Below are 23761 nucleotides of genomic sequence, written 5' to 3'. Positions count from 1 at the left end.
GCAGGCAGCCCTTTTAATCAAGCAAACGAACGGCGTGACGAAAAAGATACGCGATAAAAATAATCTAGGCTGCCGTATCCTTTCGGCCCGTGCGGACGATTACCGGATCGAACGTCCACACCAACAGGCGGGAGGAATTCGCAATGAACGGCTATATCCCCTATGTCATCGACCAGACGGCGCGCGGCGAGCGCTCGTACGACATTTATTCGAGGCTGCTGAGAGACCGGATCGTCTTCCTGGGCGCGGCGATCGACGACGCGATGGCCAACGCCGTCGTCGCGCAGATGCTGTTCCTGGCCGCGGAAGATCCCGACAAACCGATCAGCATGTACATTAACAGTCCCGGCGGATCGACGACGGCAGGCATGGCGATCTACGACACGATGCAATTCATCCGGCCCGAGGTTCATACGATCTGCACCGGCATGGCCGCTTCGTTCGCAGCGATCCTGTTGCTGTCGGGCGAACCGGGCAAGCGCTTCGCGCTGCCGAACAGCGAAATCATGATCCACCAGCCGCACGGCGGCGCGCAAGGGCAGGCGAGCGATATCGCCATCAGCGCGAAGCGCATCCTGCTTATCCGGGAGCGGCTGAACCGCATTACCGCCGAACGGACCGGACAGCCGCTCGAGCGGGTGGAAAAGGACATGGACCGCGATACGTTCATGAGCGCGGAGGAAGCGGTCGCTTACGGCATCGTGGACCGCGTCATCGAAAGACAGCCTTAACCATAAGCGCCTCAACTTCCGTCTTCCGTCTAAACTTCCGTCTGCGCCGCCAGCTCGCCCAGCTTGTTCATCGTGTTCCAGTTGCGGGCGGTTAACGTCAGCTTCATTTTTTGGAACAAAATCGCGAAGGCGGAATCCAGGATGCTCGGCGTAAGCAGCAAATAGATCGCCCGATCCCCGATGACGCATTGTTCGCCCTCCGCGGACAGCTCGGCGATTCGGGCGATCTGCGCGTCGTCCGGCGGCTTGTCCAGCAAATTCACGTACAGCTGGCTGGCGGCCGCGATTTGCGCTTCGGAGAACGGGCAGTCGCGAAGCAGCCCGCTGCCATTCGTCGTTCGTGCGCAGCAGCGCCGTCGCCTTTTTGACGCCGAACCCTTCCTGCAGCTTCGACTCGATCAGCTCGCGGATCTCTTCCTGGGACCGGTCGGAACGGAAAACGATATTGCCGCTTTGGATATACGTGCGCACGTCTTCGAAGCCAAGCTGTTCGCAGGCGGACTTCAGCTCCGCCATCTTCACTTTATTGTGGCCGCCGACATTGATGCCGCGCAGCAGCGCGATTTGAACCGTCATCCGCACCCCTCCAAGACGCGATTCGAGACAGCGCGAACGCTCCGTGCACGCCCGGCATGCCGGACAGCCCGATCTTGTCACGAATTCGTCGGTACCCGTATCGGGTAAGATTAAGTTACGATAAGGGTAACCAAATCCGGAGGTGTTGGCAATGGTCTATGCTATTATTCTGATCGTCTGCATGTTCGTAGGCGGCGGCGTCATCGTGCTCGGCGGGAAAAGCGCCATCGAAGCGGGAGATTGACCGCCTCTTCCCCCGCATAAAAAACGCCCGCAGCCTCAGAGGCTGCGGGCGTTTTTCGCGTGGTCATGCGCGAATCTTGATCGAATACCGGGCGCGCTCCGTCACGAGCAAGGCGGCGCTTTCCGCCGTTTCCGTCAAGCTCAGTCCTTCCAGCGGAATCTCGAAGGCATCGTTCGGCAACGGCGCTTCCCTGCCTTCCGTGACGACGGTTCCGTTCCCTCTGAGCACCAGCGCGGCCCCGTTCGTATAGTCGTCGAGCGCATCCCTCCGTTCTCCCGTCCGCTCGATGCGGGCGAGCCGGATGACGGTCTCGTCGATATCGTCGTCCTCGTGTTTGGTAATGACCAGCTCTTTGTCCGTTTGCGATTCGAGCCATTGCGTGACATCTGCGATCGATGCGGGCATCTCGGGTCCTCCCTTCGTTGGCGGCGATTCATGGACGCCTATGCAGTCCCTTACCCCTTCCGGGCGCGCCTGCTACACAGCCATCCGCCCAAATTTAACCGGGCGGGTGTCCTTGGCGGCAATCGCGGAATAGGCTAACCCATCAATTGAAGAAATTGGAGGTTAGCGCCATGTACATCAATCCGCGGGGCTCGAACGGTCAAGGCTTCGGCTACGGCTACGTTCCGGCCTTTAATGGCTCCGTACCCGATTATTATGGATATCCGGGTCTCGCTTATTCGGCGGGCTATCCTTCGCGCCCCTATTACGCCGATTCGTATCAGCCGTACGCGCCTTATCCGGGACTCGAGCAGATGCCGATGCCGGTGCTTCCGCCCGAGCAGACCGGCCCCGACAGCGGGACGCATCATGCGGGCTTTCAGGCGCAGAGCCATATCGGGCCGATAGAGGCGGGCATGCATACGCAGGGTTACTACGGCGGCGGCCAAGGAGCCGGCGTCCATGCGGGCGCTTATTTAGGAGGCTATAACGGTCTTGGCGTGCAAGCGGGCGGGGGGGATCGGCGGCGGTCACGGCATTCACGCGAATATGGGCGGTCAGCTGGCGGGGCCTCACGGCGCCGGCGTTCAGGCCGGCGCTCAGATCGGCGGCGGCCAAGGCGCATCGCTGCAGGGCGGCGCGCAGCTCGGCGGCCCATACGGCGCAGGGCTCCACGCAAAAGGTCAATTGAGCGCGAACGCGGGAATCGAGGCGAAGGCCGGCGGCCAAGTCGGCGGCAAATACGGCGTCGGTCTCGAGGCCGGCGCGCACGTCGGCCCGCAAGGCGCCGGCATTCAGCTCGGCGGCCAGGCCGCAGGTCACGGCGCGGGCTTTAAGACCGGCATCAAGTGGGGATAACGCGACTGGTCGCCTTCCAAGGGCAGCCGTCCCGGCGCGCAGGAACGGCTTCGGTCGACCTGCGCGCCTAAACCGCGTTGAAGGCGCGTCTGCTCTGCCGCGAACGAAGCGGAACGGTCAGCGTAAAGCAGGAACCGCCGGGTCCCGTTTTCGTCAGATCGATGCTGCCGTCCATCAGCTCGGCGTATTGGCGGCAGATCGACAGACCGAGTCCGATGCCGCCGTAATTGCATTTGATCGATTTGTCGTGGACCTGGGAAAAGGAGCGGAAAAGCTGATCCTGACGTTCCGGCGCGATGCCCATCCCCGTGTCGCATACGCTGAAGGAGATCCATACCTCGCCGTCCGCGCCGGGCCGGTCCGCCGGTTCGATCTTCAGCGAGATTTCCCCCCCGCTCCGTGAATTTAACGGCGTTGCTGACGAGATTAATGAGGACCTGCCTGATTTTCAGACCGTCTCCTTCATAATTACCGAGCAGCTTGTCATCGATGGACAAACGGAGTCCGATGTTCTTTTTTCCCGCTTCGAAAGCATGCATTTGAATTACCTGCTCCGCGCATTCCTCCAGATTGAACGGTTCGGATGCCACGCACATTTTCCCCGCCGCGATCTTGGCATGCTCCAATATCTGGTTCAGCATCTCCATCAGCCCTTCTCCGCAGCCCTCGATGACGGAAACGTAGTTAAGCTGTTCTTCGGTCAGCGCCGTCGAACGGAGCAGATAGGCCATTCCGAGCACGCCGTTCATCGGCGTACGAATCTCGTGGCTCAGCACGGCAAGCAGATTGTCCTTCTCTTCGAGCGCGCGCATCGCCTGCTCCTGCGCCGTCTGCAGCTGCGCGACGGTTTCGTCCAGCGCCAGCACGTCGGTAAAAAAACGGGATAACGACAGAAGAAGTTCCACGTCCCGTTCCTCGAAACGATAAAATCGGTCGTCGAACGCGCACAGAGAACCGAATATTTGGCCGTCCGGGGTCAGCACCGGCACGCCTAAAAAAAGAACAGCCTCCGACGAATTGCGTTGCCGGCATGTCCCTGGTCAGCGGATGCGTCAGGTTATTTTCGATGACGAGCGGCCCCTTGGCTTTTTCCGTGACCAGCGCGCAATACGATTCCTCGTTGGCCACGACCAGTCCTTCCGTCAGGATGACCTTGTCGCGGTTGAAGGCGCCCAGGACAAGCGTGTTCGCGCGATCCAAATTCGCGATGCAAAACGTATTGGCCGGAATGAGCCGGCTGGCCGTCTGCATGACGTCCATGCCCGAATTGTACAATTTATCCGAGATTTTCGCGAAGACGTCCACGTAGTCGATTTTCATTCGTCCACACCACACCTTTCGATTGAAGGAACAGCATGCGCGGCGCCTTTTCGCTCGATTTGCTTGATATACCATCATATGAAAGAAGTTTCATTTTTTGCCGCCTGTCGTCAAGTTTTCAGCCACAGCACGAGCGACCGCATCTGTCTCTCCGCGCCTTCGGACAATAGCGCGCGACCGGCTTCCGTTTCGGCCGCCGCTTTGCCGTTCCACGCGTCCAGCTTCAGCTTGACCAGCTTCTGACGCCGGATGATCGTCTGGAAGGCGGCCTGGAGACGCTCCGTTCTGCCCCGCCCCTTCAGATCTTCCGCTTCCGGAGACAGGCTGAACACGCGCTTGCCGTTGTTTTCGATCCAGTAGAGCCACTTGTCCCCGTCGAGCAGCAAAAAGTTGCCTGGCTTGCGCGCGAACGACACGCCTTTCGATCCGGCCGGCCAGTCGGCGATCAGCCCGAAGGGATTGGCCGGATCGGCGGCGGACAAGACCGCCAGCTGTCCTTCGTCCCTGCCTGCGGGCCGCTTGACGGCGTCGCGGAATGCCGGCGTGGCGAACTGCAGGGCGTCAAGCCCGCGGATAAACGCGCCGCGCGTGACCAGCCCCCAGTCCTCGAGCTGTCTGAGCACGCCTTGAAGGACGTCCCAGGGATACGGCGATACCTTCGCGACCAGCTCCCGGTTGACCATCCCGTAGGTATCGAGCAGATGCTTCGTCCAGGCGAGCGCCGGGGATTGCTCGTCCGGTTCGCCGCTTTGGCCGGACGTGCGCACGGCTTCGCCGTTGTCGTCATGGCCCCCCGCATCAAGCAAGCTCGACACGGCGTACCATCTGCCGAGTCCCGAGCCCGTCTTGCCTTGCGCATGACGCCGGGCGCCGGCGGGATCGGCGTGGAGCCGGAGCGGCGCGAATTGGTCGTTGGAGACGAGCCCCTCCCAGGCCAGATCGATCAGCGCGGGCAGCAGCTCGGACGGACGGGTGTCGGTCTCCCTGGAGAGCTTCGTCAGGAAGCTCGCCCCGCCTTCCCTGACGAGCCGCGCCAAGCGCGGGTGGCGCGACCTCGCTTCCTTCCTCAGGGCCGCTTCAACGTAGGGCTCGTAGAGCGCTTTGTCGTCCGCGAGGAAAAAGGCGATCTTGCCTTCCCGCTCCTCCTCCTCGCGACGGCCGATCCAGAGCACCTCGCCCGTCGCGCACAGCAGGTCCAGATCCTCCTTGCGATACCCTTGCACGCGCGCGGGCAGGATGAGCGTCTCCCAATGGGACAGCGGCAAGAAGATGCCCTGCAGCTTGCCGATCGCGGCGAGCAAGCCTTCGCCGCCCTGCAGCTGCGAGCCGGGCAAAGCATGCTGAAGCAGCGCGATCTGGCTGCACCACCTTATCGCATCCGCCGGCTCGGCCTGGGCTCTCGCCTGCCGTACCGACCATCGGACGAGCTTCGCGGCGACCTGCGCGCTCGTCCACAGCCGCTCGTCCTCGCCGGAGGCGTGCGGCGCGCGTTGGATCAGCTGCCGATCGAGCAGCAGCCTGACCGCATCGGCCGCATGGACGAGGTCCAACTGCGGATAGCGCTCGACGAGATCCGCTTCGGTGAAGGACATCCGGTGATCCGCGTAGCGTCCGAGGATAAACAGGACCGCGGCCGGATCGTCCGGAAAATTCGCGTACAGCTCCGCTTCGTCCGCCGCGATATATCGGGGCTCCTCGGCGTCGGGCACGCTCAGCGCGGCGACGGCGCCGCGCTCCTCGAGCCCGCCCAGCCACGCGAGGCTGCGCTCGCCCGCGGCTTTTACGAGCTCGCCTGCCGTCAGGTCGCCTCTCGTCTTGAGCAGCGCGACGAGATCCGCCGGGCCTTGCGGCTCGCGCGCCTGCGGCGACAGGCTTGCTTGCATTTGCGTCAGCGCTTCTTCGGATACGGCCTGTCCGGCCTTTTCCCCGCCGAACAAATCGCGCGCCAGCGCCTGATTGATCTGCAGGATTTGCCGCCGGGTCGATTCGTCCAGACCGTCCCCTTCATAGATACGCATATTCACGTAGTCGGCCATAAATTGGGAGGCGAGCGGCGAAGGATAAGGCGTCTCGCGGACGACGATCTCGAGGCGTCCTTCTTCGACGGCCTCGAGCATGCGGCGCAGCTCGCCGTAGCTGAGATATTCGTGGAGCGCCTCGCGCATCGCTTCGCCCAGATAAGGGAACTGCGCGCCGAACGGAAGCGCCTTGCGAAGCAGCTCCTCGCTGCGCAGTCTCTTTTGCCACATCGGCGTCCGCGTGAAGCTGCGGGCGAGGAGCAGCGACGTTTCCGCGATCTTGCGGAAGGCGACGGCGAGGAGCGGCGACCCGGTCACCGCCTCCGACAACAGCGTTTCGACGTTGGACGTCGAAACCTGGCTCAAGATTCGCAGCCAGGAGGCGTCCCACTCCGGCAGCACGATCTCGATGCCGTTGTCCTTCGCGTTGCCGTACAGCCGATACGGCATGAGCAGCTCGAACTGCCGCTGCAGCGCCAGCAACCATGCCCTGTTCACGCTGCGTCCGAAAAAGTTGTGGATGACCATATGCGTCTGGTTCATCACGTCGCGGTAATGCTCGACGACGATTCGCCTGTCGGTCGGCAAGAAGCTGGCCCGGTGCTGCGCGCGTATGTGGCCGATCAGCGCTTCCGAAGCGGCTGCGTCCATGCCGAACGCGTCGCGCAGCCAGACGGTCGCCGCATCGTCGTATGCGCGCTCCCGCGCCGCATCCGCGGCATCGCCGTCATGCGCGTCCGCGTCAAGTCCGAGGCGCCCGGCGATCTCCCGCCAGAACGCGCCGATCTTCTCGCCGAGTTCATAAGAGCGCCCGCCCGCTTCGTTGCGCCAAAAAAGGCACCTCGCTGAACCGGTTGGCCGCTTCGGCGACGTAGACGCGGTCGTTTTTGATCTCGCGGATCATCCACGATCCCGCGCCGAGCTGGAAGACGTCGCCGACGCGACTCTCCTGGATGAATTCTTCGTCGAGCTCGCCCAGATGGGCCCTGCTCTCCATGTGGTGAACCGGATATCCGCCGCTTTGCGGAATCGTGCCCGCCCCGCGCACGGCGGCGGCCCGTCCGACCGCCCTGGCAGACAGAACATCCGTTCGCGCGTCCCAATCGAGCAGCGGCTTAAAGAAGGGATAGAATCCCGACAGCACCTTCAATACGTCCCTGAAGCGCCTTTCGTCGTATTCCCGATAGCAGTCGCTGCGACGGACAAGGCGCAGCAGGTCGTCCAGCCGCCAATCGTCCATGGAGACGATGGCCACCGTCTGCTGCGACAGGACGTCCATCGGCCCGTACGGGATCGCGATATCCTCGATCTCGCGCAGCGAGACAAGCCTGCTCAGCACGGCGGCCTCGGGCAGGAGCGCCTTGGCCCGCACGATCATGAGCCCGCGGCTCTCCTCGCCCACGGCATGTCCCGCGCGGCCGATCCGCTGAATGCCGCGATCGGCGGCAAGCGGCGTATCGATCTGTATGACGAGGTCGATATGCCCGATGTCGATGCCGAGCTCGAGCGAAGACGTCGCGACGATGCATCGCAGCTCGCCGTTCTTGAGCAGGCGCTCGGCTTCGAGCCTGCGCTCGCGCGCCAGGCTGCCGTGATGGGATCGCGCCATCTCGTAGCCGACATGGTCGTTGAGGCGAAGCGTCAGCCGCTCCGATAGCCGCCTGCTGTTCACGAACAGCAGCACGGAACGGCTGTCCGCCATCGCTTCCATGATCCGGTCGAGCAGCGGCTTCCACACGGCTTCGCGTCCTGCCCCTGGCGCCGTCGGCTCGGGCACGTTCACCTGGACGCGCAGCCGCTTCGTCATGCCGCTCTCGACGATCTCCACGGGCCGTGGCCTCATCGCTCCCGTGCCGCTAACCGGCGCTTCCTCCCAGCCGCCGAGAAACTGCGCGACGCGAGACAGCGGCTTTTGCGTCGCGGACACGCCGATCCGCTGGACGGGACGGCCGCACAGGACCGCGAGCCGTTCCAGCGATAGCGACAGATGCGCGCCTCGCTTGTCCGCGGCCAGATCGTGAATCTCGTCCACGATGACCTGCTCGACGGTGGACAGCATGTCCCGCCCTTTGACCGATGTCAACAGCAGATAAAGCGATTCCGGCGTCGTTACCAGCATATCCGGCGGGCGGCGCAGCATGGCCGCCCGCTTCGCAGGCGTCGTATCGCCGGTCCGAACCTCGCTCCGGATGCCCGGCCAGCGTTCGCCCCGCTCTGCGGCCCAAGCGTCGAGCTGGCGCGCGAAGTCCGTCACGTGATGATGAATATCGTTGTTCAGCGCCTTCAGCGGCGTCACGTACAGCGTGCGCAAGACAGGTTCCCGTTTTCCGACCGCATCGCGCTTGGCGATGCGGTCCAGGCACGGGAGCAGGGCCGCCAGCGTTTTGCCTGAACCGGTCGGCGCCGCGATCAGCGTATGCTTTCCTTCCGCGATCGAAGTCCAGGCTTTACGCTGTACGTCGGTGGGCTCCCCGAAGGAGGAGGCGAACCAGGCGGACAGCACGGGATGGAACGGCAGCTTGCGGTCCTCAGTCAACGGAATCGCTTCTTTCTTGTCCAGGGATCATCGTCCGAAAAATTTGCCGATCATTTCCTTGACCAGGCTCTTGTAAATCGGCTTGCTCATATATTCGTCCATGCCCGCGGCCATGAACCGTTCCCGGTCCCCCTTGAGCGCGTTCGCGGTCACCGCCACGATGATGGGACAGGTCTCGGCCGGCAGCCGATCGCGGATCATCCGCGTCGCCTCGATGCCGTCGACGCCCGGCATTTGAACGTCCATGAAGATCAGGTCGAACGCCTCGCGCGACGCCGCCTCGACCGCTTCGTTCCCGTGTTCGGCGATCAGAACGCGATGACCGAGCTTTTCGAGAATTTTCAGCATGACGAGCTGATTGATCTTGTTATCCTCGGCGACGAGAATCTGCAGCGGGCGCACAGCGCCCGATTCCTCCGCTTCGCCCGCCGGCTGGACTGCCGAAAGATCGGATGCAACCTCAGGTTCGAGCGCCACCGTAAAAGAAAACGCGGCGCCCTGCGTTTCAAGCTGCTCGAGCCAGATGTCGCCGCCCATAAGGACGGCAAGCTTCTTGCTGATCGCCAGCCCCAGGCCCGTGCCTTCGGTTTCCCTCGTGAATGGATTGTCGATCTGGTAGAACGGCTGGAAAAGCTTGGACGCCTTTTCCTTCGGAATGCCGATCCCCGTATCCTTCACCGTAAACTTGAGCCCGATCTTGCCCCGCTCGCCCGGGATCCGGACGACATTCACGTAAACGCCGCCCGACGTCGTAAATTTGACGGCGTTGCTCAGCAGATTCATCAATATTTGCTTTAACCGGCTGGCGTCGCCTACGGCAAGTCCGGGAACGTCGCGATCGACGGCCACTTCGATCCCAAGGCCCTTGTCCCTCGCCTTGGCCGAGACGATGTCGACCGATTCCGCGACGCAGGCGCGCACGTCGAACGAATCCAACGCCAGCTCCGTCTTGCCCGAGTCGATCTTCGAAAAATCCAGAATGTCGCCGATGATGGCGAGCAGCGTCTCTCCGCTCTTGCGAACGACGTTCAAATAGCTGCGCTGCGTATCGTTCAGGTTGTCGCCGTCGAGCAGGAGGTCCGTCATGCCGATGATGCCGTTCATCGGCGTGCGGATTTCATGGCTCATCATCGCCAGAAACTCGCTTTTCGCTTTGTTCGTCGACTCGGCGCTTTCCTTTTCGATCAGCAGCTTTTTTTTGCTCGGTAATGTCTTTGATGATTAAATAATAGCCAACGTTTTCGCCATGAATAATGATAGGCGCAAGCGTCGTCAGCACCTCGCGCGTGCTGCCGTCCTTATGCGTAATTTTGTCGTTCTGGCGAATCTCCGCCTCGGAGGTCTCGGCGTTGCCGCTAAGCGGAGCGAATCGCCTCCAGCCCGTGAAGCTCGCGATCGGATAACCGATCATCTCGCTAACCGTATAGCCGGTCAAGTCCTGGGCGACTTGATTGGCATTGATGACGCGTCCTTCCAGGTCGATGGAGACGACGGCGTCGTGATTGTATTTTTTGAGCGACGTATAGCGTTCGACGCTTTCTTGCAGCTTAAGCTCCACCAGCTTGCGATCGGTAATATCCTGAACGGAACCGACGAGCCCGGTCGCTTCCCCCCTGATCCGAACAGACGGCGGTCCCCCCGCACATGCAAGTATTTGAACGAAGCGTTCTTCATAGGCAATCGCGTCTCGAAGCTGATCTCTCCGCCGTTCGCGGCTTCCTTCGTCATTGCCTCAAAGTCTTGGCGATCGTCGGCCGCGACCAGAGTAGAGAGCGTCAGCGCTTCGCCCGGCGGACGATCGGACGCATTTTCGTAAATGCGGGCCAAATTCGCGGAATGGGAAAAACGTCCGCTCGCCGTTTCCCACTCCCAACTGCCGATCGCCGCGATCCGTTCGGCTTCCGCGGACATGCTTTCATGCTTTTTGCGCGCCGTAATCTCTCGGCCCACGAACAGCTTGAACGGGTTCCCGCTCTTGCCCGCAAGCGGTTTGACGCCGGCTTCGAACCAGAGCGATTTGCCGTCCTTGTGTCTGAGCCTGTATTCTTTTATCGTATGCGTCCTTGGACATTGACTTTGATAGCGCTGCAAGTCCGCCGGATCGAATAGGATACGTTCGTCCGAACCGACCAGTTCGTCCTGTCGATAGCCGAGCAGCGCATGGGCGTTCGGCGACGCTTCGAGAATCCGGCCTTCGCAATCGCATATGTAATAAAGATCGACGATATTTTCGCCGATGATACGCTGCCGTTCCCGAAGCGCTTCGAGCTCGTCTTCGGTGCGATTCTGATCCATTGCCGCGTAAAATTGCCAAATCGTGAGCCGCTCTCCCTCGGTCTCCGCCGGGATCGTCGCTGCGGCGGCGTCGAACCTGACCGGTCTGCCGCCGCTATCCTTAAGCGTAACGCCGAATACGTTGCTGCCACCCGTTTCAGACGCCGCCCGGCGTTCCGCTTCGGGCTGTCCCGCCGAAGCGAACAGCGCTTCGACGGGCATTTCAAGCAAGGCGTTTTCCTCGTATCCCAACAAGCTCGCCATCGCTTCGTTGACCGCGATCCACCTGCCGGCGGCATTCGCGATTCCGATGCCGTGGCGCGATAAATTAAACCATTGTTCCCCCCGTGCTGAGCAAGGACTGCGGCAAGCCCGACATCGCGTTAACCCCTTTCGCATGTCCGCCGATCGGTTTCAAGTCTACACGGACTGTCTATACCCCGTACGGCCGATCCTTAAACATTCAAACCACGAAAAAGACTGTCGATTGATCGACAGTCTGCACGCTACATCGATTATAACGCATCGTTACAATTTTCGGTAATCGCTTTTCATGATTCCTTTTACCTTTCCGGCCCAGCTTGAGCTCGCCGGGCAATACTTGGCAGCGACCTTGTCGATGGTCGTAAACCCTTTGTCCACGTATTTATCCGCCAGCAATTGTCCGAACTTGCGCACCGAATCGGCCTTCGTCTTGAAGCTGAACGCTTTATTGTTCGGATCTCCGCTCGTCGCGTTCAAGCCGAATAAATTGTTTTTTTGTACGGGACAGCTTGCTCTTCCCGTTGCCGCTCTCGAGCTTCATGACCGCGATCGTGAACAAAGCGTTGATACCGTAGTCCTCTTCGATCTCCAGGACGACGTCCTCGATGCCGTGTCCGGCAAGCGCCGTCCCTTTGAACAGCTTCGCAATATGCGCTTCCGTCAAGCCCGAGTCGGACTGGACGCGATTAGTCGGACTCGACGGATCCGGGAGCGCTTCTTGCGATTCGTCCGAGCCGGCGGCGCCTGCATCGTTCTGCGTGGGCTGCTGCGCCGGCTTCGTCTCCGGCGCAGGGAGGCCGTTTCCCGGGACTCGAACGGCCGGCTCGTCGGCATCGATCTTCGAGGCGTAACCCCCCATGAACGTAGCCGCCCCCGCTTAGACGAAGCCAGCCCTTGTCCGTGACGGCCGCAACCTCGAGGCGCGTGCCTTTTTCGACGACGCGCAGCACCTTGGAGCCGTTGTAGGGATTGGCGCGAACGTTTAAATAATATGCGGACACTTCGTATATCTCAACGGCCGGCGCTTGCGGACTCGCCTTTGGGACATCCGGGCCGTTTTTTTCGTCTTTGCCTGCGACCGTACCGGCCGCTTTGGTCCCGAGCTCTTCGTCGAGCGTAAATTTAAGCGGTTTTTTTCGATTGTCGGCGGGGAGCTCGTTGGGGTTGACGGAGGACGGACCGTCCTGGTAGGACAAATGTATCGTAACCGGCAGCGAAAGGACGGGCGAAGTCGGCTGCCGGGGCAGGCTCGGCTGTTGCGGTTCGGCATCGGCCGCCTGCGGGAAGGACGAAGGCTTCGAGATCGGGGCGGCGACGGCAAGGGGGGCTTGATCCTGCAAAGCACCGAACGAGGCCAGGCCAAGCGTTGCAAACAACGTCGCGACGATCAGTACGACAAGGGGGGAACCGCTTCTTATCTCCACGCATAACTGCACCTCTCTTCTTTTGATGAAGGACGAGCGAATCGTGAATATAGGATAGATTGTACAGACGCCCCCCTGAAAAACATGTCAATTCGTCAACGAATATTTACATTTCCTTTGTCGACGAAGCGTGCGAAAACGCGTCTTCTCCCTTTCCATGCGTTGTCATTCAACGTATTCCTTCAGGTATCCGTTCCCGCTGGCAGGTCGTGTCGTCTGCTGCTGCGTTCCGCGCAGACGTTCGCCGGCAAAGTCGGACGCTTCTTGACGCGCAAAAAAAAACAGGAACGCCTCCCTTCATCTGCCCGATGATTGGGGTAACGTCCCTGCTTCTATTCAGCTTCTATTCCTGCTCCTATACCTTCGAAGACATGCTCGCCAGGAGAAAATCAGCCCTCGCCGCTTAGCTGTCGTCGCCCCGATCCAGCCAGCTCCGCATCATCGCCAGCAGCTGCGCGCTGTTGACGGGCTTGGTGATGTAGTCGGAGGCGCCCGCCTCGATGCATAGCTCCCTGTCGCCCTTCATGGCCTTGGCCGTAAGCGCGATGATCGGCAAGTCCGCAAATGCCGGGTTCGCCCGGATCGCGCGAGTCGTCTCGTACCCGTCCATGACGGGCATCATAATGTCCATCAGCACGATGCTGACGTCAGGCGTCGCCTCCAGGATATCGATCGCAGCCTGGCCGTTTTCCGCCGGCAGCACGGTCATCTGGTGGCGCTCCAATATCGTCGTCAAAGCGAAAATGTTGCGTACGTCGTCGTCCACGACGAGCACCTTGCGCGATTGAATCGCTTCGTCGGATTGGTAGATCCGCTCGAGCGCCTCTCGCGAACCCGCCGGCAGCTCGTCCGATCGCCGGTGAAGGAAAAGCGTCGTCTCGTCCATCAGCTGGACGGCCGTGCGAACCTCCTTCACGACGGCGGACTTCAATATTTCCTCCCACTCTTCCTGCTCTTCCCCGCTCAGCTTGAGACCGCCCTCTACGACGACCGGAATTCGCCTTCCCGCCGACTTCTTCTGAATCTCGCGCAGGAACTTGGGCAACGGTATGTCGGCCAGTTCGCCTTCCGTCACGACGCAATCGAACGGCTTCACCCCGATCTGGTTCAGCGCTTTGCGCGCCGTGTCGACCGCGGTGATCTTGAGCGTGCCGCCCGCGAGCGAGTCGACGATCTGCTTCCTTCGTTCGGGCGACTTCACGACGGCGAGCAGCTGACGCTCCCCGCGCGACGCGAACGCGTTCAGGCTCTCAAGCGCCAGATCGAGCTCGTCGTTGGTGACGGGCTTGCACAGATAATCGTATACGCCCTTGCGCAGCAGCTCCGTCTTGTCCTCGTCGACGGTAATGACGCATACCGGAATGTGGCGGACCGACATATCGTTTTTGAGATGCTCCAGCACGAGCCAGCCGTCGGTGTCTCCCAGATGGAGATCGAGCGTGATCGCCATCGGATTGTACTTCTTGGCCAGCTCGAGCGCCTGAAGGCCCTTGGACGTGATCACCGTCTTGATGCCCTTGCGGCTCAGCGCATCCTGGACGATCTCGCAGAACTTCAGATCGTCTTCGACGATCAGGAAGACGGGGTCGCCCGGCTCGATCTCGTCCCGGTCGTCCCGGAGTACTTCGCCTTGCGACGAAGGGGTCAGACGGATCCGCTTCGGCGGAGAGACGTCGATAACTTCGGGCATATGCCGCGTCTTCGGTTCGGGCTGAACATCCCAGGCGTCGATCGGCAAATACAGGTTAAATACGCTGCCGCTGCCAGGTTCGCTGAACAGAGTGATCTCTCCGCCCAGCATCTCCGCGATCTCGGTCGAGATCGTGAGGCCCAGACCGGTGCCGCCGTATACCCGGTTCGTGCTGCCGTCCGCCTGCTGGAACGCCTCGAAAATGATCTGCTGCTTGTCCTTCGGAATGCCGATGCCGGTATCGCTTACGGTAAAGCATAGCACCGAGGCCGCCCGGTTAAGCCGGTCCGCGCTCTCGCTCCAGCCTTCCGTCGCCCTGCGAACCCGGAGCATGATTTCTCCCTTTTCCGTGAACTTGAAGGCGTTGGAGAGCAGGTTTTTCAGGATTTGCTGCAGTCGCTTCGAATCGCTGACGATGCGCGTCGGCACCTCGGGTTCGACCTTGATGCGGAACGCGAGCAGGCGCTCGTCCACCATATGCCGGAAGGAGCGGTCGAGCCCATCCGTCAGATCCCTGATGTTCAGCTCGCTGTACTCGGCCGACACCGTCCCCGATTCGATCTTCGACAGATCCAATATATCGTTGATCAGATTCAGCAGCTCGTGACCGGAATCCTGGATCGTCTTGGCGAACTTGACCTGATGCTCGGCCAGATTGCCGTCCAGATTGTCCGCAAGCTGTTCGGCGAGCAGCAGCAGCGAATTGAGCGGCGTGCGGAGTTCGTGCGACATGTTCGCCAGAAACTCGGACTTGTAGCGCGACGTCAGCGCCAGCTGCTCGGCCTTTTCCTCGAGGAATCGTCTTGCGACTTCGACCTCGTTGTTTTTGCTCTCGACCTCTGCCTTCTGGATGACGAGCAGCTTGGCCTTGTCCTCCAGCTCTTCGTTCGTGTTCTGCAGCTCCAGCTGCTGCTTCTGCAGCTCCTCGGTCAGCGACTGGGACTGAATGAGCAGCTCCTCGGTGCGCCGGTTCGCCTGCATCGTGTTGATGACGATGCCGATCGAATCCGTCAGTTGGTCCAGCAGGGCGATATCGATCTCGCTGAACGCCCTGAACGAAGCAAGCTCCAGTACGGCGAGCACCTGATCTTCGAAAATGATCGGGAGCAGGACGATGTTCAGCGGCGTCGCCTCGCCGATCGCGGAGGTGATCACCACGTAATCGCCGGGCACGTTGGTCAACAGGATCCGCTGCTTCTCGATCAGGCACTGGCCGACGAGGCCTTCGCCCGCGCGGAATTCGTTCGAGAGATGCTTGCGATTGTGAAAAGCGTAGCTTGCGAACAGCTTGAGCACGGACTGGCCGTTCACGACTTCGTTCATATAGAAGACGCCGTGCTGCATCGAGACGAGCGGCGCGAGCTCCGACAGGATCATGCGGCAGACGGCGTACAGGTCCCGCTGTCCTTGCATAAGCCGAGAGATCTTCGCGAGATTCGTCTTCAGCCAGTCCTGCTCGGTGTTGATCCGCGTCGTCTCCTTGAGATTGCGGATCATCTCGTTGATGTTGTCCTTCAGCGTCTCGACTTCGCCCGCCGCCGCCACGTCGATCGTCCGCGACAAGTCGCCGTTCGTCACCGCGGTGGCGACGTTGGTGATCGCGCGAACCTGCGTCGTTAGCGTGCTCGCCATATAGTTGACGTTGTCGGTCAGGTCGCGCCACGTGCCGGCGGCGCCAGGCACGCTTGCCTGGCCGCCCAGCTTCCCTTCGGCGCCGACCTCCCGGGACACGGTCGTGACCTGATCGGCGAAGATCGCCAGCGTGTCGGTCATGTTGTTGATCGTATCGGTCAGCTCCGCGATCTCGCCTTTCGCGTCGACGGTCAGCTTCAGCTTCAGGTTCCCGTTCGCGACCGCGGTCACGACCTTGGCGATGCCGCGCACCTGGTCGGTGAGGTTGGCGGCCATGATATTAACGTTGTCGGTCAGATCTTTCCAGATGCCGCCGACGCCGCGCACCTGCGCCTGGCCGCCGAGCTTGCCGTCCGTGCCGACCTCCCGCGCCACCCGCGTAACCTCGGACGCGAACGAATTGAGCTGGTCCACCATCGTATTGATCGTATTTTTCAGCTCGAGCAGCTCGCCTTTGACGTCGACGGTGATCTTCTTGGACAGGTCCCCGTTCGCGACCGCCGTCGTGACGCCCGCGATGTTGCGCATCTGGATGGTCAGATTGCTCGCCATATAGTTGACCGTGTCGGTCAAGTCCTTCCACATGCCCGAGACGTCCTTGACGTCCGCCTGCACGCCGAGCTTACCTTCCGTGCCCACTTCGCGGGCGACGCGCGTGACTTCGGACGCAAAGTTGCCGAGCTGGTCCACCATCGTATTCATCGTATTTTTCAGCTCGAGAATCTCGCCCTTGACGTCGACCGTGATCTTCTTGGACAGATCGCCCCGCGCGACGGCGGTCGTGACGTCCGCGATGTTGCGTACCTGGTCGGTCAGATTGCGGGCCATGTTGTTGACGCTCTCGGTAAGATCCTTCCAGGTGCCGCCGACGCCCTTGACCTGCGCCTGGCCGCCGAGCTTGCCGTCGGTGCCGACCTCGCGCGCCACGCGCGTAACCTCGGAGGCGAACGTCGACAATTGGTCGACCATCGTATTGATCGTGTTTTTAAGCTCGAGAATTTCGCCCTGAACGTCGGCCGTGATCTTCTTGGACAGATCGCCGTTCGCGACCGCCGTCGTGACGACGGCGATGTTGCGCACCTGATCGGTCAAGTTGGAGGCCATGTCGTTGACCGATTCGGTCAGGTCGCGCCACGTGCCGGCCACGCCTTTAACTTGGGCTTGTCCGCCCAGCATCCCTTCGGTACCGACCTCGCGGGCGACCCGCGTAACTTCGGACGCGAACGTCGACAACTGGTCGACCATCGTGTTGATCGTATTTTTAAGCTCGAGAATCTCGCCTTTGGCGTTGACGGTGATCTGCTTGGTCAGATCGCCCTTCGCGACCGCCGTCGTCACCTCGGCGATGTTCCGTACCTGGTCGGTGAGCGTGCCGGCCATGAAATTAACGCTGTCGGTCAGGTCCTTCCACGTGCCGGAGACGTCCTTGACGTCCGCCTGGCCGCCGAGTATGCCGTCATTCGATACCTCGCGCGCGACGCGCGTAACTTCGGAAGCGAAATTGCCGAGCTGATCGACCATCGTGTTGATCGTGCTTTTCAGCTCGAGAATCTCGCCCTTGGCGTCGACGGTAATTTTCTTCGACAGATCGCCTTTGGCGACGGCCGTCGTCACCTCGGCGATATTGCGAACCTGGTTCGTCAAATTCGAAGCCATATAGTTAACGCTCTCGGTCAAGTCGCGCCACGTGCCGGCGACGCCGCTGACCTCCGCTTGACCGCCGAGGATACCCTCGGTGCCGACCTCGCGCGCCATCCGCGTAACTTCGGACGCGAACGTCGACAGCTGGCCGACCATCGTATTAATCGTAACCTTCAGCTCCAGAATCTCGCCTTGAACGTCCATCGTGATTTGCTTGGACAGGTCGCCGTTCGCGACGGCGGTCGTGACGACCGCGATGTTGCGCACCTGATTGGTCAGATTCGAAGCCATGTAGTTGACGCTCTCCGTCAAGTCGCGCCACGTGCCGGATACGCCTTTGACGTCGGCCTGTCCGCCGAGCTTGCCTTCGGTGCCGACTTCGCGCGCCACGCGCGTAACCTCGGACGAAAACATCGACAGCTGATCGACCATCGTGTTGATCGTGTTCTTCAGCTCCAAAATTTCGCCCTTGGCGTTAACCGTAATCTGCTTGGACAGGTCGCCCTTGGCGACCGCGGTCGTCACGGCCGCGATGTTGCGCACCTGGTCGGTGAGATTGCTCGCCATGTTGTTGACGCTCTCGGTCAGATCCTTCCAGGTACCGGATACGCCCTTGACGTCCGCTTGTCCGCCGAGCTTGCCCTCGGTGCCGACCTCGCGCGCCACGCGCGTGACCTCGGACGAAAACATCGACAGCTGATCGACCATCGTATTGATATTGGCGGCCGTTCGTTGAAACTCGCCCGTCAGCGGCCTCCCTTCCAATTCGAGTTCGACCTTCTGCGACAGATCGCCCTGCGCGACCGCGTTAATGACCCGAACCATCGCGCTGGTCGGCTGGGTGAGATCGTCGATCAGGCCGTTCAGCGATTCGACCGTCTGATCCCATGCTCCCCCTTTGTGCTGCAGCGCGAATCTGCGCGACAGATTGCCCTCCTTGCCGACGACGCGAGCGAGCTGCTGAATCTCGTGAACCATGGATTCTTGAATATCCATGATCTCGTTGAACGTATCCGCGACCTTGCCGGCTACGCCCGTATAATGGTAAGGCATGCGATAGGCGAAGTTTCCTTTTTTCAAAGCCATCAGCGCGTTCAGCAGTTCTCCGCTGTCCGGCGGGTTCTCCCCCGACAGCCGATCCATATCCTTATCCGTCATGTCTCCTCATCCCCCCATGAAGCCTAAATAATTATCTGATTTGAAGGTTGCCGATCAATCGTTTGAGTCGCTCAAGGGAAATCGGTCTTTGTATATAATCGCGAATATCGTCGGCTTCTTCCGCCTCGCCGGCGCGCGCCGGCGTTTCTTCGTATTTTGCGCATAAGGCGACGATGTAAGGCGGTTCCCTCGGAACGCGGTTCGTTCGCCCTTTTCGATCCGCGCCTCCGGGCGCCGCGACCGTCGCCAGCAGCTCCTCGTCGGCGAATACGACGTCGTACTCGCCGACGCACAGCGCCTCGCGCAGCGCTTCCGCGTCCGCGGCGACCGTCGCGCCGATGCCGAGCATGTCCAGCATATGTACCAGCAAGGAGCGGTAGATGGGACAAGACTCGCCGACGAGCACGCGCAGGCCTTCGGGTATGCCCCCGCCTCCCTCGTAATGCCGTTCGGGCAAGACAGCCAGCGCTTCCGGACGCATCGGCTCCGAAGCGTCCCCGGGCACCCTGCCTGCTTTTACGGTGAATACGAACATCGCGCCCGGTTCCCGCGTATCTTCGATGCGGATCTCCCCGCCCATGAGCTCCACGAGCGATTTGCTGATCGATAGCCCGAGTCCGGTGCCGTCGAACTTGCGGTTCATCGACGTGTCGAGCTGGGCGAACGGATGGAACAGTTGACCGATCTTGTCCGCTGGAATGCCGATGCCCGTATCGAGGATGGTGAATTCGACGATCAGCATGCCGTCTGCTTCCGACAATTGCTTGACGAATATGTAGACGCCGCCTCTCTTCGTGAACTTTACGGCGTTGCCCACGATGTTGATCAGCACCTGTCTTAATCTGTTCTTGTCGCCTGTCAGTATCGTCGGCAGATCGGGATCCAGCACGACGATCAGCTCCAAATGCCGCTCGCGCGAAGCGGCAGTGAACAGATCGATCGTCTCGAGCAGGCACATCCTGAGGTCGAACGGCTCTTCCTCCAGCTCCATTTTGCCTGACTCGATCTTCGAAAAGTCGAGGATGTGATTGATAACGGACAATAGCACGTTGCCGCTCGTATGTATGATGCCGACCATGCTGGCGTATTCCTCCGGCAAATCCGAAGAGAGCAGCAGGTCCGACATGCCGATGATGCCGTTCAGCGGCGTCCGGATCTCATGGCTCATGACGGCGAGAAATTCCGATTTGACGCGAAGGGCGATCTCGGCCGTTTCTTTCGCCTGCACGAGCGCCTGGTTCGTCCGCTCCAGCTGCCGCGTCTGCTGCTGCAGCAGCTCGCTCTGTCTCTGCAGCGCTTTTGTCGTTTCGTACATGCTGACGTAGCCCGCGATCTTCGACCTGAAAATATGCGGCGCCAGCGGTCTCGTCAAATAATCGATGGCGCCGCCGGCATGTCCGTCGAAATCGTATTGGCCTTCGTGCGCGTCTTGCGAAACGAAAATGATCGGCACGACGCGCGATTTCTCCCGGGCCCTGATCATGGCCGCCGTCTCCAGCCCGTCCATATCGGGCATATGTATATCCATGACGATGACGGCAAACTCTTTTTCGAGCAGACAGCGCAGCGCCTCGATCCCCGAATACGCTCTTACGCACAGGTAAGGCTCTCCGGCCAATATGGCTTCGATGGCCATCAGGTTTTCCGGACGATCGTCTACTAGCAAGATATGGGCGGCGTCTTCCATTCCGCTCCTCCTTGAATTTCGATAGATTGTCGAACAAAATCTTATGGCGGATTCATCGCACAGCTGTCACGCTTATATACCCACGACGCTTCTGTCCGAAACGCTCGAGGTTTGGCTTTTTTATACGTTTTTTTTAAGGTGGCGGACGCACAAGTACGGGTAAATCGCAGTGTATCTAGTTTACATAACTTATTTAACGTCGTCTTATGGAAAACCATTGGACACAGGAGCCCTTATTATGGCTCAAATCGCCATTCGCAGCCCGCTCTCGGACCCAGATGCCGTAATCCGGTCATTGCCAGTCTTTTTTTAGCGTCGATCAGGGTTCATAACGTCTCTACGGTCCATAACGATCGTGTTTTGATTTGTTTTTACAGATATAACGCCTCCTGGGTCCAAAGCCCGGTACGCATAGCCTGCCCTGACTTTCACGCTATCTGCCGGGTCGTATTTGCGCCCTCCGTTCGCTTTCCGGCCATTCGTCGTCTTAAAGATAAAAAAAAGCAGCCCTGTTAAAGGCCGCTTTGGCATGGCTTATGTGCTGTCCGGCGTGCCGAACGCGTTATTCGAACGTGAGCGCCACGCCTTCGGGAAGGGCCGCGCGAAGCCTTGATGCGAGCGCTTCGTCGCCTTCGAGCGCAGCCTCCAGCACGACGATCTCCCCCGCGATCCTCGCGCGTTCGGATCAGACGCCCGATCCCCTGTCTGAATCTGAGCAGCATGTACGGCAGATCCACTTCCTTGTAGGGATCGTCCGCCTCCCTGCGCTTGGCGTCGAACACCGGATCGTTCGGCGGATACGGCAGCGCCCACATGATCGCGGCCGAGAGCGACGCTCCCGGGACGTCGAGTCCTTCCCATAGCGTGACCGCGCACAAGACGCTGCTCAAATCCCGTTGGAATTCCGAGATCAGCACCGTAATCTCCCGATCCCCTTCGAACAGGAACCGGCGGTCGGGCTTTTTTTTCCATCCCATCGTACGCCGCCTTAAACGCCGCCAACGTTTCCCTGGACGGAAAGAGCATCAGCGCTCCCCCCATCCGACCTGCGGATTGCCGCGAGCGCCGCTTCCGCCTTCCATGCCGTCCGTAACCGATCGTCTTCCTTAATAGAAGCATTCGGTCGCGGGACCGTGACCTTCATCCGGTCAGGATAATCGTAAGGCGAAGGAACGCTGAACGACAAATAGTTCGGCACGCCCAGACTATGCGCGAGGTAATCGAACGTTCCATCGGAAGAAAGCGTCGCCGAAGAAAATACGATCGGCATCGGTTTTGCGAACACCCGCTCTCCGAGCACCTCGCGCACCGTTCGAGGCATAATGACGAGCGTTAGTCCCGACAACCCGTCGACCGTCCAGCATATGGGCGGCTTCGGCGCCGCGAACAGTCCGAGCGCGGTCCGCATCATCTCGAGATGCTCCTCGACGATCCGCAGCTGGTAGCCGTCGAGGTTGAACAGCTCGCTCTCGAACACGAGATTTTCTTCGATGCGCTCCAGAACGGCGTCGAGCTCCGCGACCGACCTGAGCAGCGTCGGGTCTGCTTTGATCTCCATCCGGTCGGAGCCCGCGACCTTCGCGCTGCGCGCCGCCAGCGCCTCGAACAACAGCTCGCTCCGTTCGATCGCCAGGTCGATTTGCACCGCGAGCGACTCGCGTATATCGTTTTTAAGCAGCCGTGTGACCAGCTCCTCGAATGCGGCATGCTTCAGCCTGTAGGTGAGCGCCTTCTGCGCGGCGGCCTCTAGCAGATGGCCCTCGTCGAAGACGACCGAGCTGTGCTCGGGCAAGAGCGGCAGCTGGCCTTCGCGCTTGCGGCTGTCGTAAGTCCACACGTGCTCCATGTAAAAATCGTGCGAGCAAATGACGATGTCCGCCGCCTTGCGGTAATGCTCTCTCGACAGCGTCATGCCGCAGCGATGGCGCTTGTCGCACACGAAACAGTCGCGGAAGCTGTCCCAGCCGATGCGCCCCCACTGGACGTCGTCCAGATCCGGATATTCCTTGCGGTCGCCGTATGCGTGAAACGATTGAAGCGCTTCTGCTTTGCCTACGAACGGCGGCAGGCTCTCGTAGATGTCTTTGTAGAGTTCGGTATCCGCATAACCGAGCCGCGCGTCGTCCAGCTTTTGCAGGCACAAATACCGGTCCTGCGACTTGCCCAGTCTGGCGTCGACCGTCAGATCCAGATGCTTCGCCAGCTTCGCGAGGTCTCCCTCCGGCTTGGCCAACTGCTCGATCAGCGACTCGTCCGCGCAGGCGACGATCGCGGGCTTGCCGGTGTACCGCGCATAGCAGACGGCGTACAGCAAATAAACGAGCGTCTTGCCCGTGCCGACGCCCGCCTCGGCGAATATCGTTTTTTTTATCCGCATAGGCCCGTTCGACCTGGTAAGCCATGAAGATTTGCTCGTCCCGAACCTCGAATCCCGCTTCGGGCAAAATATCGTAAAAAACGTCCGCGACCCATTCCCCGACTTGCTCGATGAAAGGTTTGCCGCTTACGACCTCGAATGGATAACGCTTGCTCAAGCTTTATTGCCTCCAACCTTGTCTCGTATAGGTCTGACGAAAATGCCGAAGCACTCATTATACCACAATCGCGCACCGTCGAGGCTTCGATTAACGCGGTTCGCCTGCAGCGAAAACAACCGAAACGCGGGCGCGCTCCGGCCGGAAACCTGCGATATTCGTGCGAATCCGTCAAGACGATCCTATCGTTCATTCAAATCGCGATAATGCGCTTCAAGCCGGTCTTGTCGTGCCCCTGCGGATTAATTCCGACCGCGACGCCGTCAGCAGGCGCAACATTGACGAGCTCGAGCGCTCCCCCCGTCCGTCCGCAGACAAACGCCGACGATTCCTCCCCAGCCCTCGTTCTTCTCCAGAAAGTCGGCACCGAGGATGAACCGGCCGACGTAGGGCGCCAGTTCGCAGCGGTCCGTCCGCCATTCGTAAGCAAGACGGCGTTCCCCGCCGCGAGCCTGCACGTCTTTGGCAATCGGTGCGTTCATCTGAATCCGGTCGAGCGACAACCGGATCAAGCGACCGCTTGCGAACCCGATTTCAAGCCTAACGTCATCCAGCTCGAATACGATCGGCGAAGACGCGCACCAACGTTCGGCACCGATGTCCCATGCCGAAAAGACGTTGCAAATGCGAGCGCCGCGCAGCCCCTCCAAGTCGATTCCCGCGTCCGCCAAAAGCGACTGCGTATCGCCGAAACCCGGCGGATCGTAGCCCGGCCATTCGAAGGCCATCC

General features: G+C 60.5%; 19 protein-coding genes and 1 pseudogene. 3 read left to right on the top strand and 17 right to left on the bottom strand.

Features of this window, described 5'->3' with window-relative positions; all coding sequences use genetic code 11:
• Positions 1–143 precede the first annotated feature (143 nt).
• Entirely contained in the window at positions 144–731 is a 588-nt protein-coding gene (clpP, locus tag OMP40_RS27105; RefSeq protein ID WP_277535983.1) for an ATP-dependent Clp endopeptidase proteolytic subunit ClpP, read from the top strand.
• A gap of 29 nt (positions 732–760) precedes the next feature.
• On the opposite strand, the gene OMP40_RS27100 is transcribed toward clpP, so the two are convergent.
• The 3 genes and pseudogenes from OMP40_RS27100 to OMP40_RS27090 all read right to left on the bottom strand — a co-directional run bounded on the left by OMP40_RS27100 (position 761) and on the right by OMP40_RS27090 (position 1956).
• Positions 761–994 (bottom strand): hypothetical protein, encoded by a 234-nt coding sequence (locus OMP40_RS27100; RefSeq protein WP_277535982.1) that lies wholly within the window; start codon positions 992–994, stop codon positions 761–763.
• Positions 995–1067: 73 nt separating this feature from the next.
• Positions 1068–1247 (bottom strand): annotated as a pseudogene (locus OMP40_RS42335) (DUF1697 domain-containing protein); the annotation flags it as partial.
• A 367-nt stretch (positions 1248–1614) separates the two neighbouring features.
• On the bottom strand, positions 1615–1956 hold the full coding sequence (locus tag OMP40_RS27090; protein WP_277535980.1) for a hypothetical protein: 342 nt from the start codon (positions 1954–1956) through the stop codon (positions 1615–1617).
• Between the two features lie 534 nt (positions 1957–2490).
• Here OMP40_RS27090 and OMP40_RS27085 point away from each other — a divergent pair.
• Positions 2491–2853: a hypothetical protein gene (locus OMP40_RS27085; RefSeq protein WP_277535979.1), complete on the top strand. Its 363-nt coding sequence runs from the start codon at positions 2491–2493 to the stop codon at positions 2851–2853.
• Here the strand turns inward: OMP40_RS27085 and OMP40_RS43210 are convergent.
• On the bottom strand, positions 2814–3842 hold the full coding sequence (locus tag OMP40_RS43210; protein WP_459076924.1) for a sensor histidine kinase: 1029 nt from the start codon (positions 3840–3842) through the stop codon (positions 2814–2816). The genes OMP40_RS27085 and OMP40_RS43210 overlap by 40 nt on opposite strands.
• A gap of 92 nt (positions 3843–3934) precedes the next feature.
• Between OMP40_RS43210 and OMP40_RS27070 the strand changes: the two genes are divergently transcribed.
• On the top strand, positions 3935–4162 hold the full coding sequence (locus tag OMP40_RS27070) for a hypothetical protein (protein ID WP_277535977.1): 228 nt from the start codon (positions 3935–3937) through the stop codon (positions 4160–4162).
• A gap of 121 nt (positions 4163–4283) precedes the next feature.
• Here OMP40_RS27070 and OMP40_RS27065 read toward each other — a convergent pair whose 3' ends face one another.
• The 13 genes from OMP40_RS27065 to OMP40_RS27010 all read right to left on the bottom strand — a co-directional run bounded on the left by OMP40_RS27065 (position 4284) and on the right by OMP40_RS27010 (position 23759).
• Positions 4284–6842, bottom strand: a complete 2559-nt coding sequence (locus tag OMP40_RS27065; RefSeq protein ID WP_277535975.1) for an Lhr family helicase — start codon at positions 6840–6842, stop codon at positions 4284–4286.
• A gap of 148 nt (positions 6843–6990) precedes the next feature.
• The gene (locus OMP40_RS27060) at positions 6991–8727 is read right to left on the bottom strand and encodes a DEAD/DEAH box helicase (protein ID WP_277535974.1); all 1737 of its coding nucleotides are present in this window, start codon (positions 8725–8727) and stop codon (positions 6991–6993) included.
• A 27-nt stretch (positions 8728–8754) separates the two neighbouring features.
• Positions 8755–9858: an ATP-binding protein gene (locus tag OMP40_RS27055; RefSeq protein ID WP_277535971.1), complete on the bottom strand. Its 1104-nt coding sequence runs from the start codon at positions 9856–9858 to the stop codon at positions 8755–8757.
• Positions 9845–10210 carry a PAS domain S-box protein gene (locus OMP40_RS27050; RefSeq protein WP_277538055.1) on the bottom strand — a complete coding sequence of 122 codons (366 nt, stop codon included), beginning with the start codon at positions 10208–10210 and terminating at the stop codon, positions 9845–9847. The genes OMP40_RS27055 and OMP40_RS27050 overlap by 14 nt, the downstream gene beginning before the upstream one ends.
• The gene (locus tag OMP40_RS27045; RefSeq protein ID WP_277535969.1) at positions 10159–11400 is read right to left on the bottom strand and encodes a PAS domain-containing protein; all 1242 of its coding nucleotides are present in this window, start codon (positions 11398–11400) and stop codon (positions 10159–10161) included. Before OMP40_RS27045 ends, OMP40_RS27050 begins: the two co-directional genes overlap by 52 nt.
• A 129-nt stretch (positions 11401–11529) precedes the next feature.
• Positions 11530–11742 (bottom strand): hypothetical protein, encoded by a 213-nt coding sequence (locus OMP40_RS27040; protein WP_277535967.1) that lies wholly within the window; start codon positions 11740–11742, stop codon positions 11530–11532.
• Positions 11711–11929, bottom strand: coding sequence for a hypothetical protein (locus tag OMP40_RS27035; RefSeq protein WP_277535965.1), 219 nt, complete (start codon positions 11927–11929; stop codon positions 11711–11713). The genes OMP40_RS27040 and OMP40_RS27035 overlap by 32 nt, the downstream gene beginning before the upstream one ends.
• 22 nt (positions 11930–11951) lie before the next feature.
• Positions 11952–12689 (bottom strand): SH3 domain-containing protein, encoded by a 738-nt coding sequence (locus tag OMP40_RS27030; protein WP_277535963.1) that lies wholly within the window; start codon positions 12687–12689, stop codon positions 11952–11954.
• 403 nt (positions 12690–13092) lie between these two features.
• Positions 13093–18810 (bottom strand): HAMP domain-containing protein, encoded by a 5718-nt coding sequence (locus OMP40_RS27025; RefSeq protein WP_277535960.1) that lies wholly within the window; start codon positions 18808–18810, stop codon positions 13093–13095.
• A gap of 31 nt (positions 18811–18841) precedes the next feature.
• Positions 18842–20497 (bottom strand): hybrid sensor histidine kinase/response regulator, encoded by a 1656-nt coding sequence (locus OMP40_RS27020; RefSeq protein ID WP_277535958.1) that lies wholly within the window; start codon positions 20495–20497, stop codon positions 18842–18844.
• 512 nt (positions 20498–21009) lie between these two features.
• A complete protein-coding gene (locus OMP40_RS42330) occupies positions 21010–21474 on the bottom strand; it encodes a helicase C-terminal domain-containing protein (protein ID WP_420872047.1) in 465 nt (154 codons plus the stop codon).
• Between the two features lie 11 nt (positions 21475–21485).
• Complete coding sequence (locus OMP40_RS27015; protein ID WP_420872046.1) at positions 21486–22874, bottom strand: ATP-dependent DNA helicase; 1389 nt, start codon at positions 22872–22874, stop codon at positions 21486–21488.
• Positions 22875–23294: 420 nt separating this feature from the next.
• Positions 23295–23759, bottom strand: coding sequence for a hypothetical protein (locus OMP40_RS27010; protein ID WP_277535956.1), 465 nt, complete (start codon positions 23757–23759; stop codon positions 23295–23297).
• Positions 23760–23761: the final 2 nt, after the last annotated feature.

Origin of the sequence: Cohnella rhizosphaerae, from assembly GCF_029525575.1 — a bacterium.
GTDB classification, from domain to species: Bacteria; Bacillota; Bacilli; order Paenibacillales; family Paenibacillaceae; genus Cohnella; species Cohnella rhizosphaerae.
The sequence above is the reverse complement of the archived record's forward strand: the minus strand, read 5'-3'. Positions and strand labels throughout refer to the sequence as shown.

What these genes read in the sequence shown, in the direction of transcription:
- OMP40_RS42330 (WP_420872047.1), bottom strand. Translation starts at nt 21,474, where the DNA reads ATGGGATGGAAAAAAAAGCCCGACCGCCGGTTCCTGTTCGAAGGGGAT.
- OMP40_RS27025 (WP_277535960.1), bottom strand. Translation starts at nt 18,810, where the DNA reads ATGACGGATAAGGATATGGATCGGCTGTCGGGGGAGAACCCGCCGGAC.
- OMP40_RS27020 (WP_277535958.1), bottom strand. Translation starts at nt 20,497, where the DNA reads ATGGAAGACGCCGCCCATATCTTGCTAGTAGACGATCGTCCGGAAAAC.
- OMP40_RS27065 (WP_277535975.1), bottom strand. Translation starts at nt 6,842, where the DNA reads ATGGACGCAGCCGCTTCGGAAGCGCTGATCGGCCACATACGCGCGCAG.
- OMP40_RS27055 (WP_277535971.1), bottom strand. Translation starts at nt 9,858, where the DNA reads ATGATGAGCCATGAAATCCGCACGCCGATGAACGGCATCATCGGCATG.
- OMP40_RS27090 (WP_277535980.1), bottom strand. Translation starts at nt 1,956, where the DNA reads ATGCCCGCATCGATCGCAGATGTCACGCAATGGCTCGAATCGCAAACG.
- clpP (WP_277535983.1), top strand. Translation starts at nt 144, where the DNA reads ATGAACGGCTATATCCCCTATGTCATCGACCAGACGGCGCGCGGCGAG.
- OMP40_RS27045 (WP_277535969.1), bottom strand. Translation starts at nt 11,400, where the DNA reads ATGCGAAAGGGGTTAACGCGATGTCGGGCTTGCCGCAGTCCTTGCTCA.
- OMP40_RS27010 (WP_277535956.1), bottom strand. Translation starts at nt 23,759, where the DNA reads ATGGCCTTCGAATGGCCGGGCTACGATCCGCCGGGTTTCGGCGATACG.
- OMP40_RS27015 (WP_420872046.1), bottom strand. Translation starts at nt 22,874, where the DNA reads ATGCGGATAAAAAAAACGATATTCGCCGAGGCGGGCGTCGGCACGGGC.